General features: G+C 64.6%; 14 protein-coding genes and 1 tRNA gene. 5 read left to right on the forward strand and 10 right to left on the reverse strand.

The features are described 5' to 3' along the window. Window positions 1–8: 8 nt before the first annotated feature. Complete coding sequence (kynA, locus tag ACOABP_RS04690; protein ID WP_474227174.1) at window positions 9–890, forward strand: tryptophan 2,3-dioxygenase; 882 nt, start codon at window positions 9–11, stop codon at window positions 888–890. A 54-nt stretch (window positions 891–944) separates the two neighbouring features. Here kynA and ACOABP_RS04695 read toward each other — a convergent pair whose 3' ends face one another. Further along, window positions 945–1,754: an IclR family transcriptional regulator gene (locus ACOABP_RS04695; RefSeq protein WP_474227175.1), complete on the reverse strand. Its 810-nt coding sequence runs from the start codon at window positions 1,752–1,754 to the stop codon at window positions 945–947. A 199-nt stretch (window positions 1,755–1,953) separates the two neighbouring features. Between ACOABP_RS04695 and ACOABP_RS04700 the strand changes: the two genes are divergently transcribed. Beyond that, window positions 1,954–3,147: an acyl-CoA dehydrogenase gene (locus ACOABP_RS04700; protein ID WP_153945601.1), complete on the forward strand. Its 1,194-nt coding sequence runs from the start codon at window positions 1,954–1,956 to the stop codon at window positions 3,145–3,147. A 164-nt stretch (window positions 3,148–3,311) separates the two neighbouring features. On the opposite strand, the gene ACOABP_RS04705 is transcribed toward ACOABP_RS04700, so the two are convergent. Continuing rightward, window positions 3,312–3,950: a peroxiredoxin gene (locus ACOABP_RS04705; RefSeq protein ID WP_092594488.1), complete on the reverse strand. Its 639-nt coding sequence runs from the start codon at window positions 3,948–3,950 to the stop codon at window positions 3,312–3,314. A gap of 270 nt (window positions 3,951–4,220) precedes the next feature. On the opposite strand from ACOABP_RS04705, the gene ACOABP_RS04710 reads away from it, so the two are divergent. The 3 genes from ACOABP_RS04710 (at window position 4,221) to ACOABP_RS04720 (ending at window position 5,651) form a co-directional block, all read left to right on the forward strand. Then, entirely contained in the window at window positions 4,221–4,568 is a 348-nt protein-coding gene (locus ACOABP_RS04710; protein WP_307188098.1) for an ElaB/YgaM/YqjD family protein, read from the forward strand. Between the two features lie 166 nt (window positions 4,569–4,734). Further along, window positions 4,735–5,112, forward strand: a complete 378-nt coding sequence (locus ACOABP_RS04715) for a phage holin family protein (RefSeq protein WP_474227176.1) — start codon at window positions 4,735–4,737, stop codon at window positions 5,110–5,112. Then, complete coding sequence (locus tag ACOABP_RS04720) at window positions 5,109–5,651, forward strand: DUF3318 domain-containing protein (protein ID WP_474227177.1); 543 nt, start codon at window positions 5,109–5,111, stop codon at window positions 5,649–5,651. The genes ACOABP_RS04715 and ACOABP_RS04720 overlap by 4 nt, the downstream gene beginning before the upstream one ends. A 10-nt stretch (window positions 5,652–5,661) precedes the next feature. On the opposite strand, the gene ACOABP_RS04725 is transcribed toward ACOABP_RS04720, so the two are convergent. From ACOABP_RS04725 to pal, 8 genes are all read right to left on the reverse strand, one after another. Further along, window positions 5,662–6,366 carry a GGDEF domain-containing protein gene (locus ACOABP_RS04725; protein ID WP_474227178.1) on the reverse strand — a complete coding sequence of 235 codons (705 nt, stop codon included), beginning with the start codon at window positions 6,364–6,366 and terminating at the stop codon, window positions 5,662–5,664. After that, on the reverse strand, window positions 6,312–7,673 hold the full coding sequence (locus tag ACOABP_RS04730) for a PAS domain-containing protein (protein WP_474227179.1): 1,362 nt from the start codon (window positions 7,671–7,673) through the stop codon (window positions 6,312–6,314). The genes ACOABP_RS04725 and ACOABP_RS04730 overlap by 55 nt, the downstream gene beginning before the upstream one ends. A 129-nt stretch (window positions 7,674–7,802) precedes the next feature. Next, window positions 7,803–8,486, reverse strand: a complete 684-nt coding sequence (locus ACOABP_RS04735) for a hypothetical protein (RefSeq protein WP_474227180.1) — start codon at window positions 8,484–8,486, stop codon at window positions 7,803–7,805. Between the two features lie 376 nt (window positions 8,487–8,862). Next, window positions 8,863–8,938: transfer RNA gene (locus ACOABP_RS04740), tRNA-Lys, on the reverse strand. A 70-nt stretch (window positions 8,939–9,008) separates the two neighbouring features. Further along, window positions 9,009–10,124: a YeeE/YedE family protein gene (locus ACOABP_RS04745; RefSeq protein ID WP_474227181.1), complete on the reverse strand. Its 1,116-nt coding sequence runs from the start codon at window positions 10,122–10,124 to the stop codon at window positions 9,009–9,011. A gap of 95 nt (window positions 10,125–10,219) precedes the next feature. Next, window positions 10,220–10,903, reverse strand: coding sequence for a 7-cyano-7-deazaguanine synthase QueC (queC, locus tag ACOABP_RS04750; protein WP_474227182.1), 684 nt, complete (start codon window positions 10,901–10,903; stop codon window positions 10,220–10,222). A gap of 209 nt (window positions 10,904–11,112) precedes the next feature. Further along, on the reverse strand, window positions 11,113–11,868 hold the full coding sequence (ybgF, locus tag ACOABP_RS04755; RefSeq protein WP_066731694.1) for a tol-pal system protein YbgF: 756 nt from the start codon (window positions 11,866–11,868) through the stop codon (window positions 11,113–11,115). Window positions 11,869–11,886: 18 nt separating this feature from the next. After that, window positions 11,887–12,396, reverse strand: coding sequence for a peptidoglycan-associated lipoprotein Pal (gene pal, locus ACOABP_RS04760; protein WP_197497450.1), 510 nt, complete (start codon window positions 12,394–12,396; stop codon window positions 11,887–11,889). Window positions 12,397–12,403: the final 7 nt, after the last annotated feature.

Raw genomic sequence — 12,403 nt, forward strand, 5'->3', positions numbered from 1 at the left:
AGCGCATCATGACTGACTTCAAGGGATGCCCGATGGGGCACGGCAGCCAGCCGGCCGACGCCACCGGCGAGGATGGCTGGCATGGCGCGCAGATGGATTTCGCCCGCGACATGAGCTATGGCGACTATCTGGGCCTGGACCAGATCCTGAGCGCACAGCACCCGCTGTCGCCGGACCACAACGAGATGCTGTTCATCGTCCAGCACCAGACCACCGAGCTGTGGATGAAGCTGATGCTGCACGAACTGCGCGCCGCGCGCGACGGCGTGAAGAACGACCAGCTGCGTCCGGCGTTCAAGATGCTGGCGCGCGTGTCGCGCATCATGGATCAGCTGGTGCAGGCGTGGAACGTGCTGGCCACCATGACGCCGCCCGAATATTCGGCCATGCGCCCTTACCTGGGCGCGTCGTCGGGATTCCAGTCGTACCAGTATCGCGAAATCGAGTTCATCCTCGGCAACAAGAACGCGGCCATGCTGCGGCCGCACGCGCACCGGGCCGAACATCTGGAACTGGTGGAAGCGGCGCTGCATACACCGTCGATGTACGACGAGGCGATCCGGCTGATGGCGCGGCGCGGGTTCCAGATCGACGCCGAAGTGGTGGAACGCGACTGGACCCAGCCGACCCAGTACAACGCGTCGGTGGAGGCGACCTGGCTGGAGGTGTATCGCAACCCGGCGGCGCATTGGGAACTCTACGAGCTGGGCGAGAAGTTCGTCGACCTCGAGGATGCCTTCCGCCAATGGCGTTTCCGCCACGTGACCACGGTGGAGCGCGTGATCGGGTTCAAGCGCGGCACCGGCGGCACCGAAGGCGTCAGCTACCTGCGCCGGATGCTCGATGTGGTGCTGTTCCCGGAATTGTGGAAGCTGCGGACGGACCTGTAATCCGCCAATGGTTTCCGCCCTCTCCCGCCCTCGCGGGAGAGGGCGGCCCGAGCACTACCGCCCGGCCGGATCCGACAGCCTTGCTCCCAGCGTCTGCAGCGCGGGCGCCAGCTTTTCGTGGAACGTCTCCTCGCTGACGGCGCCATACGACGCACTGCAGCTCAGCATGTGCAGATCCTTGTCCCCCACCGGCTTGAATGCCACCGCGCAGGCGTGGATGGCCGGATGCCAGTCGCGGAACGACGCGGCATAACCATCGCGCTCGGCCTGCGCCAGCGCGGCGCGCATCGGCACTTCCTGCTGCTTCCACTGCTCCGGATACGCCTGCGCGAACTCGGCCAGCACCTTGTCGCGGCGCGCCGGCGGCAGGGCGGCCAGGTACGCCCGCCCCATCGAACTGGACACCAGCGACAGGCGCGATCCCACGCCCAGGCCCAGCATCACGCCGGCATCGTTCCGGATCGATTCCATGTAGATGACTTCCATGCGCTCGCGCTTGCCCAGCGACACCGACACGCCATATGACTGCGCGAAAGCCAGCATGTGCGGGCGTGCCAGCGTCACCACATCGGACGCCGCCAGGTAGGAGAATCCTAGCGCCAGCACGCCGGCATCGAGCGCGTACTTGCCCAGGCTGTCGTCGTAGCGCAGGTATCCCAACTGCACCAGGGTGCCGGCCAGACGGCTTACTGTGGCCTTTGGGAACCCCGTGCGGCGCACGAAATCCTGATTGCCCAGCATCGCCTCGCCGGTGCGGAAACACCGCAGCAGTTCCAGCCCGCGCGCCAGCGCAGTCACAAAATTAGGGTCGCTCTCGCGTTCCTTCTGGACCGGCTCGGCGGCGGCGGCAGTGGATGTAGCCAAGAGACAGCTCCTGTGGAAGTTGGTCGATTGCCGAACGCTAATCGCCAGGGCGCGGATTTCCCCTGTTGCAGCGCGAATCGGTTCAGCTATACTAGCTCATCGGAACAAGGTTCCGCAATGCGGAACCACATCTTTTTGATCGACCGGATCGAATGAAGGCGGCACTGCCTTCACCGCGCCACCAAAGAAGGAGACCTCCATGGCTGCAAACGCCGAATTCCACTGGGCCGACCCGCTGCTGCTGGACCAGCAACTGACCGACGACGAGCGCATGATCCGTGACGCCTCCGCGGCCTATTGCCAGGACAAGCTCATGCCGCGCGTGCTGCAGTCGTTCCGCAACGAGAAGACCGACGTGGAGATCTTCCGCGAGATGGGCGAACTGGGCCTGCTGGGTCCGACCATCCCGGAACAATACGGCGGCCCGGGCCTGAACTACGTCAGCTACGGCCTGATCGCGCGCGAAGTGGAACGGGTGGATTCGGGCTATCGCTCGATGATGAGCGTGCAGTCGTCGCTGGTCATGGTGCCCATCTACGAATTCGGCAGCGAAGCCCAGAAGCAGAAGTACCTGCCCAAGCTGGCTACCGGCGAATGGATCGGCTGCTTCGGCCTGACCGAGCCGAACCACGGCTCGGACCCGGGTTCGATGGTCACCCGCGCCAAAAAGGTGGACGGCGGCTACGAGCTGAGCGGCGCCAAGATGTGGATCACGAACTCGCCGATCGCCGACGTCTTCGTGGTGTGGGCCAAGCTGGCCGGCGAAGACGGCAAGGAAGATATCCGCGGCTTCATCCTGGAAAAGGGCTGGAAGGGCCTGAGCGCCCCGGCCATCCACGGCAAGGTGGGCCTGCGCACGTCGATCACCGGTGAAATCGTGCTGGACCAGGTCTTCGTGCCCGAAGAGAACATCATGCCGGGCGTGAAGGGCCTCAAGGGTCCGTTCACCTGCCTGAATTCGGCCCGCTACGGCATCGCCTGGGGCGCCCTGGGCGCCGCCGAGTTCTGCTGGCACACCGCCCGCCAGTACACGCTGGACCGCAAGCAGTTCGGCCGCCCGCTGGCGCAGACGCAGCTGGTGCAGAAGAAGCTGGCCGACATGCAGACCGAGATCACGCTGGGCCTGCAAGGCTGCCTGCGCCTGGGCCGCATGAAGGACGAAGGCACCGCCGCGGTGGAAATCACCTCGATCATGAAGCGCAACTCGTGCGGCAAGTCGCTGGACATCGCCCGCGTGGCACGCGACATGCTGGGCGGCAACGGCATTTCGGACGAATTCGGCGTGATCCGCCACGTGGTGAACCTGGAAGTGGTGAACACCTACGAAGGCACGCACGACATCCACGCGCTGATCCTGGGCCGCGCCCAGACCGGCCTGCAGGCATTCTTCTGATCGACGGGTCGATCCCTCCGATCGTCCGTACGTAAAAAAGCCCGGCTGGAAAGCCGGGCAGAAGCACACTACCAAGGAGACGACGGGCACGACCCCGTCGTTTTACGACATCGGTAAAGCAGTACTGAGCCGGGCCGGGGGCCAACCCCGAGCCCGGCTTTTTCTTACTTGTTCGGTTGCGGCGTCAGACGCAGGTACGGACGCACCGCCTTGTAGCCCTTCGGGAATTTCTGGCGGATCACCTCTTCGTCCTTCAACGACGGCACGATGACCACGTCATCGCCGTCCTGCCAGTTGCCCGGCGTGGCCACGCTGTGGTGATCGGTCAGCTGCAGCGAATCGATGACGCGCAGGATTTCGTTGAAATTTCTACCCGTGCTTGCAGGATAGGTAATGATCAGCCGCACCTTCTTCTTCGGGTCGATCACGAACAGCGAACGCACGGTCAGCGTCTCATTCGCATTCGGATGGATCATGTCGTAAAGCTCCGACACCTTGCGGTCGCTGTCGGCCAGGATCGGGAAATTGACCGAGGTCGACTGGGTATCGTTGATATCCTGAATCCAGCCTTTGTGCGACTCCACGCTGTCCACCGACAGGGCGATGGCCTTCACGTTGCGCCGGGCAAACTCTTCCTTGAGCTTGGCGGTCAGGCCCAGTTCCGTGGTGCAGACCGGGGTGTAGTCGGCCGGGTGCGAGAACAGGACGCCCCAGCCTTCGCCGAGCCAGTCATGAAAGCGGATGCGACCCTCGCTCGATTCTTGCTCGAAGTCCGGTGCGATATCGCCAAGACGCAGTGCCATGAGTGAAGTCTCCAGAGAAACGGAAAATAAACGAAAGTAAGGAAAGGTAAAAACTGGTGAACCAGCTTAGTTGGATTGCCATCCAACCCAAACGAATATAAAGTCACTACAAAATCACTCGAAGTCATAAAGACCGGGGTGATCGGGCCATGGTTCCCTTGTGGCAGCCCTGCCCGGGGCCGATGGCACGTTGGTGACAGCGATACGGCAATGTGTCGGCGAGCTTGAAACGATGGGCAGCCGCCACATATGCTAAGTGGACGACAAGAAATGCCACAAGCCCGAGCGGGCAAGGCAAAATGTCACCCACTTGAACCTAACCGCCCGCAACAGGAGAAACTGATGAGCGATGTCAAGACCGTTCTGTCCGACGCCGAAGAACTGCTTAAGCAAGCGGCCTCGACCACCGGCGAAAAAGCCGCCGAACTGCGCGAGCGTGGCATGGGCCTGCTGAAGCAGGCCAAGGAAAAGGCCCAGGACCTGCAGGATGCCGTCGTGACCAAGAGCAAGGCGGCCGCCCGCGCCACCGACGACTATGTGCATGACCACCCGTGGCGCGCCGTGGGCGTGGCAGCCGGCGTGGGCCTGCTGATCGGTCTGCTGCTGAACCGCAAGTAAGCCGAACCGCAGTACCGTAGCAATTCGCATTACCAGCCCCGGCTGCGCATCTGCGCCGGGTGCATGCAGTCCTGAAGACGGACTGGCGCGGCCCCATCACGCCGCTGCCAGTCCATCCCTCGCAGATGCCGCCCATGCCGGCGCATCGTTTTATCGCCGGAGCCGCATGAGCGAATCCCATTCCCCCAAGTTCCTCGAATCCCTTCGCAACCTCGCCGGTTCCGTGGTGTCGATGCTGCAGACGCGCCTGGAACTGGCCAGCGTGGAACTGGCCGAGGAACGCGAGCGGCTGATGAAGGTTGCGCTGCTGGCCCTGTTCGGGCTGGTGTTCTTCAGCATGGCGCTGATGACTTTCACGCTGCTGGTCGCCATCCTGTTCTGGGAAACCTATCGCTGGCAGGCCCTGGGCGCGATCGTGCTGTTCTACCTGATCTGCGCCGCAGCCTGCCTGCTGGTGGCCCGCAACAAGGTCCGCAACGCCCCGCCGCTGTTTGAATCCACGCTGGCCGAGCTCGATAAAGACCGGGAGATGCTGCGCCAATGACCACGCCCGAAGACGATTCGATCGACAGCCGCCAGCGCCACGAGCACCCGCGTCCGGTCCGCTTTACGCGCGAAGTTCGCCTGCCGCTGGCGGTGCGCAAGGAATTGCTGGTCACGCGTGCCGCGCTGGAGCGCTATGACGCCGTCCAGGCGCTGCGCCAGGTCAAGGGCGGCGCCCGTCGCATGACCAACCTGGGCGCGTGGCTGCCGCGCGTGACCCGTCCGTCGGGCTGGCTCAAGCTGTTAGGCATCACGCGCGACTATCCGATGCTGAGCACGGCCATCACGCTGGCCCTGCCGCTGCTGCGCAAGACCCCCATCGGCCGCGTGGCCTGGAAGGTGTCGAAGGTGGGCATGCTGGCCGGCGCCGGGTACTGGGCCTACAAGACCTGGAACGGCGCGCAGCCGCAGGCTGGTGCCCACGCGGCTTCGGCTGCCCGGGCGGCGGCAGTGCCGGTCGACACCGGGTTCCGCGACCCGCTGGTGCCGTCGCCGCCCGCAGCGGTGCCTCCAGCCGCGCCCCCGGTCTCCCAACCCTGATCGCCCCCTATCAGCCGATCTGCACGCGATTGCGGCCCTCGCGCTTGGCCCGATAGCAGGCCAGGTCGGCCGCATCGAGCGCATCCTCGCGCTTGACCGTGTGTTCGTCGACCCGCACCAGGCCGATACTGACCCCGATCGAGAATTCATGTTCGTGGCAGCGGTACCGATAGGCCGCGATGGCGCTGCGCAGCCCTTCGGCCACGCGCTCGCCGTCGGTGGCGGCGCAATACTCCAGCAATACCGCGAATTCATCGCCCCCTACCCGGGCCAGCGTGTCGCTGCGCCGTAGCTGGTGGCGCATGACATCGGCGATCTGGCAGATCAGTTCGTCGCCAGCCGCGTGCCCGCAGGTGTCGTTGACGGCCTTGAACTGATCGAGATCCAGATACATCAGCGTGTGCGTGCAGCCTTCGTGCTGGGCGCGCGCCACGGCCGCCCCCAGCCGCCGCTCGAATTCCAGCCGGTTGACCAGGCCGGTCAGCGGGTCGTGGCTGGCCTCGTAGGCCAGTTGTGCGGCGTGAGCCCGCTCCAGGCTGACATCGTGCAGGACGACGACGATGCCGATGGCCTGGCCGCCCTTGTCACGAATCAGCGCCACCGACGGCTTGACCGCCAGCGTCGCGCCTTGCGCGGCGGGCTCGCGACGCTCCAGCAGCATCACCATCTGGCCGGGCCAGGTACCCGCCAGTGCGCGCGGCACCAGGTCGGCCACCGGCTCGCGCGCGGCTTCGTCATGCAGCCGGCAGACCTGTTGCAGGAAACAGCCAGCAGCCTCGGCATCGGTCCAGCCGGCATGGTTTCGGCCACAGGGTTCAGCGACTGGATGCGCCCCCAGACATCGGTGGTGATCACCGCGTCGCCAATGGCCTGCAGCGTGACCTGCGCGCGCTCCTTTTCGGCAAACAGCTGCGCCTCGGAACGCTTGCGGTCGGAAATATCGCTCAACGACCCCGCCATGCGCGTGGCCTTGCCGATGGCGCTGCGCACCATGCGCCCCCTGGCCCTGACCCAGAGATAGCCGCCGCCCTTGCGGCGCAGGCGCAGTTCCACGTCGTACGGCACGCCCTGGCGCACATGCACCACCAGGCGCCGGTCGAACTCGGCCACGTCGGCAGGATGCATCAAGGCCAGCAGCGTTTCGCGCGCCTGCGGCAGTTCGTGCGGGCCATAGCCCAGCATCTCGGCACAGCGGGGCGAGAAATACAGTTCGCCACGATGGGGATGCCAGTCCCACAGGCCATCGGTGCTGCCGGCCACGGCCAGTTGCAGACGTTCCTCGCTGACCGTCAGGGCGAGCCGAAGCTGGCGCTGCCGGCTGATGACCCGGGTGGACATCCACGCCGCGCAGCCCAGCAGTGCCAGCGCCAGCCCGGCCGATCCCCACATCAGCAACGCACGCACGCGCCGCGAAGCCTTGCCCAGCGCGGCGGAAAAGGCTTCTTCCATCGGCGTCAGCAAGGCATCGACATCGGCGATATCGCGCTGCAGCGGCGTGACGCAGGCCGCGTCGCAGCCGTGCTCGCCCACGCGCTCGCGCAGGCGCCGCGCCATGACGTCGAGCCTTGCGATCTCCACATCGGCGGCGGCCCAGATCGAGATGGCCTCGTCGATCTCCGGCACATGACGGAAATAGCGGAACAACCGGATCATGCCGGGCACATCGTCGGGATGATTGCCGCCGGTCAGCAGCCCCTGCACCGCGCGGGCGTGATCGTAGTCGGGCTTTTCGAGTTCGAGGCGCGCCTGATGGTCGCCTTGCGGCACGGCGATGCTGGCCAGGTAGGCGTCGTAGTCCGCTTCATCGCGGCTGTCGGCGTAGCGCAGCAGATGCAGGACCGCCGCTTTCTGGCCCTTGGTCCAGTGACTCTCACCGGCAACAAAGCTGCGTGCCGCAGACAGCATATCAACACTGGCGATGCAGACCAACGCCAACGCCAGAACCACCGGGACAAACGGCCAGACGACACGCAGTACGTGCTCATTGGCCGGCAGGCTACCGCCGCCACCAGCTTGCTGCATATGAGACTTCCCGCGCCAGGCCATGGGCCCGGCCCTGTCGATGAATGCACCATGGCGGGCCTTGGACGGCCAGCCATGTCTGGTTGCATTGTCAATGACGCGTTAATGGGTGTCTCTACCTCAGACTGGTTAATTGACGCCGGGAATATGCATCGGCCAACCGCCTAGCAGAACAACGAGCAAAACCCCGTTCAGGAGCGCGAGTCCGGTAAGGATGAAGGCCAGCGTCGGCAGCGTCTTGAGCCAGGATAATCCGGCGGAAGCCGACGTGAAGGCCGCGTCCAGATAGCGCGTGGCCTGCTTGCGCACGACCAGCCAATAGAATGCGCCGCCGGCCGCCAGCACGACCACGAACCACGACAGCCACCCCAGCCATGCGAACGGCGTCGGGACATTGGTCACCCTGCCCGGCACGCGTGGCGATACCGGTGGCAGAGGCTGCAGCGAATCGCGCAACGACACGGGCACGGACTCGAAGACGGGCGCGGGAGGATTCGAATCGTCCGCCGCGCTAACCGCCGATATCCCGGCATCCCTGGCCGGCATGGTGCGCGTGGCAGTCGGCGCAGCGGGCAGCGTTCGCCTTGCCGTCCGGTTGTCAGCCATCGCCGGCGGCTTCTGCGTGGTCGCCTCACGCGTGGCGGTTCCCTGTGGTGCCCGGCGCCAGTCCGCGAACAGCTGATCGAGGCATCGCACCGTCGTACACGCGTCGCGCCGCTTGCGCCACGCGTCCAGATCACTCTTGCGCAGCGTGCCGGCATACCGCCTGCGCTGCTGGTCCGCGTAGATGCCCTCGTAGGTTTCGTGCAGCAACGCGTATTCGCAGATCAACTGCGAACCATGCGCGTGTTGCCGCATGGGCTCCGCGCAAGACGTAGTAGCAGGGGCGGAAACATCACAGCGCGGCCGATAGGCGTGCGGGCACGAGATATCGGAAGCCCATGTCACTTCGGCAACCCACAATGCCAGGACGACGAAGAATGCCAGGTGGCCTGCAATCCGCTGCATGGTGTCTGCGCATCGGCCTTTCGGGAAGCGGGAAATTCATTCTATGCAGCGGCGCCGCACGTTGCCTGATCTGTTACGTGCGCTTGCGCATGGACCGGAGACCGAGCAAGCGGAAACGCATAAAACGCGCAGACAAAACAAAAGGGCCTGTGACTTTCGCCACAGGCCCTTCTGGGAATGCTGGTGGGTCGTGCGTGACTCGAACACGCGACCAACGGATTAAAAGTCCGCTGCTCTACCGACTGAGCTAACGACCCGAAAAAACTGAATCCGCGATTATAGGGAGCACCCTATGGCGTGTCAAGCTTCGGGCACGTCATGCCCCACTCAGACCATACGCTCCAGACGCCACATCTGGTACTTGAATGCCAGGATCGCGCCGACGATGATGGTGGCGAATACGATGAACGAACCGACGGCCAGCGTCGACACGCCCGACAGCCCCTGTCCGATCGTGCAGCCCAGCGCGGTCACGCCGCCGGCGCCCATCAGGATGCCGCCGACCATATGATTGGCCACGTCCTCGGCATTGCCGAAGCCTTCCCAGCGGAACGTGCGCGACACCAGCGCATAGGCCGCCGCACCCGCGATCACGCCGAACACGCTGACGATGCCGATCGTCAGCACCTTGCTCTTGTCGCTGAACATCATCAGCCAGTCCAGCGTGTATGCGTACGGCGCCACGAAGCTCAGGCTTTCCATGCGGCCGCTGTTGGTACCGACAAACAACTCTTCCAGAGTATTCGGGTCTTCCGACACAAAGCCAAGATGGCCCGATACGTACCACATGCCCACGATGATCAGACCGACGGCCAGGCCACCCAGCAGGTTGTCGAAGGTGCGGAAACCATTGCCGACCAGCGCCCAGAGCACCAGCACCGCGCCAATCGCCACGCCCAGCACCAGTTGCAGCATGCCGCGCGCCATGCCGGTAGCCTGCGCCACCAGCGACGGCAGATCCTGCGTCGCCGGCAGCGCCACGGCCACCGTATCCACCGTATTCACGCGCACCACGCCGAACAGGCCGCGCAGCGTCATGTATGCCGACAGGCCGAGAAACACGAACACCACCAGCGACTTCAGGTTGCCCGCGCCGATACGCACCAGCGTCTTGCTGCCGCAGCCCGACGCCAGCACCATGCCGAAGCCGAACATCAGCCCGCCCACTGCCGCCGACAGCCAGCCGAGCCTGGCCGACGTATAGATGGTCTTGGTCGGATCGATCAGCCCTGCCCACGCCAGCACGCCAGTGCCGATCATCGCCACGCCAATCGCCATCACCCACATGCGCATGCGGCTCCAGTCGCCGATGTTGACGATGTCCGAGATGGCGCCCATCGTGCAGAAGTGCGTGCGCTGCAACACGGCACCAAACAGGAAAGTCAGGACGAAGGTGCTCAGCAGGACGGTGTGCGTAAGCGCGGGGATATCGATATCGGGCATGTCGGGACCGGGGGTGGCTCGTAGATTTCTGATTTTCTGTGAACGGAGGCGCTCGTTCGCGGCGCCTCTCGTCATGACCAGCCTTGTTCAGCCGCTCAGGCAGCCGGCTGGTAACGCGTGGGATCGGCAACGCCGGCCTGCTCGAAGCCGGCCTTGCGAATGCGGCACGAATCGCAAACCCCGCAGGCGCGGCCATCGTCGTCAGCCTTGTAGCATGACACGGTCAGGCCGTAGTCCACGCCCAGCTTCACGCCGGCGCGGATGATCTCGGCCTTGGTCATGTCGATGATCGGGGCATGCACTCGGAAGCGGTCGCCCTCGACACCGGCCTTGGTTGCCAGGTTTGCCAGCGTTTCATACGCCGAGACGTACTCGGGACGGCAATCGGGGTAGCCGGAGTAGTCCACCGCATTGGCGCCGAAAAACAGATCGCGGCCACCGATGGCTTCGGCCCAGCCGAGTGCCAGCGACAGCATGATCGTATTGCGAGCCGGCACGTAGGTTACCGGAATACCGCCGGTGGCACCGTCGACGGGCACATCGAGCGCATCGTCGGTCAGGGCCGAGCCGCCAAAGCGGCGCAGGTCCAGGTCGATGATCTCGTGGCGTTTGGCGCCAAGCGCGGCGGCCACCTTCTTCGCGGCATCCAGCTCGGACGAATGGCGTTGGCCGTAACGCATCGACAACGCATAGGTTTCGAAGCCGGCCGCATTGGCCATGGCGAGCACGGTGGCGGAGTCCAGGCCGCCGGAAAGCAGGACGATTGCACGTTTGGTCATGATGGGGTGCGCGCGGAACAAGCGCGCTGTCGGACACGCCGCGATGGGCGAATCGCGTATTTTAACGCGCCGGCGCCCCGGAGAGGATCAGCCAGGGGTGATGGCGCCAATGACCCGGCCCGACAGCCGCGATGCCGCCGTTGCGCCGCCCCGAAAAAGAAAAAACCCGCAATCTGCGGGCTCTCTCCTGGCTTTCGTACTTCAGCCGGTCACTTCAGCGTCTTCAGCCGGTTGCTGGCGGCCTGGGCGCCTTCTGTGCCCGGATATTTCGACACCACCGTCTCCAGTGTCTTCTTGGCCGCTGCCTTCTGGCCCGATTCCATCTGGTTGTTGGCAATGGCGATCATGGCGTCCGGCACCTTCGCATGCGCCGGGAACTGTTGCACCATGTTCTGCAGAACGAAAGTCGAACCCTTGTAGTCACGCTGCGCGTAGAGCGAGTTGCCGAGCCAGAACTGCGCCAGCGGCAGATACGGGCTTTGCGGATACTTCTTCGCAAACGCCGAGAAAGCGTTGCCCGCGCCCTTGAAATCGCCCGACTGGAACTGCTTCAGCGCGGCGTCGTACTCGGGCTTTTCGGTCGGCTGTGCAAGCCCTTCCTTCCCATCGACGGTCACCTGTTGCGGCTCGAATTTCTTCAGGCGCGCATCCAGGTCCGCGTAATAATCCTTCTGCTGTTTCTGCAGCGTGTCCACCGTGTTTTGCAACACCTCGTTCTGACCGCGCAGCCGGGCGACTTCCTGACGCAGACCTTCCAGCTGGTTCTGCATGTCGAGCTGCTGGCGGCTGTTCTGGTCAATACGCTGCGATGCCGTTGCCTGGAAACCGTTGAACTGGTCCCGCAGTTGCAGCACCGCCTTGCGCGCCTCGTCGTCGTCAAAGACGCCGGCGTGCGCGGAACTGGCTGCGAGCAGGCCACCGGAGAAGGCGGCCAGCCACAGCAGGGTGGAAACGCGAGCTTTCATGAAGGATTATTCCGTGGATCAGTAGACGATGTCGGCGCGACGGTTTTCAGCCCACGAGGCTTCGTCGTGGCCGGTAGCCTTCGGCTTTTCCTTGCCCAGGCTCACAGCTTCCATCTGCGACTCGGGCACGCCCAGCGACGACATCGAGCGACGCACGGCCTCGGCACGCTTCTGGCCCAGGGCCAGGTTGTACTCGCTGGTACCGCGTTCGTCGGTGTTGCCCTGGATCAGGATCTTGCGGCCCTTGTTGGCGCTCAGGTACTGCGCGTGCGTTTGCAGCGTGCCCTGGTATTCCGACTTGACCGAGTAGCTGTCGAAGTCGAAGTACACGCTACGCTTGGCCAGCGGGCTGTTCGGGTCGTTCAGCGGGTCGGCGGCAACCACCGGCGCCACGGCGCGCGGATCGGTCTGGGCACCGCCCTGGTTGGCACCCGACTTCGATGCGTCGTCCAGCTTCACGCCGGAAGAGCAGGCGCCCAGGGCCAGCAGAGCAGCCAGGGCAAGCGATTTGGTCATCATTTGGGACATGGCGAGA

The organism is Cupriavidus sp. HE11, assembly GCF_056097175.1.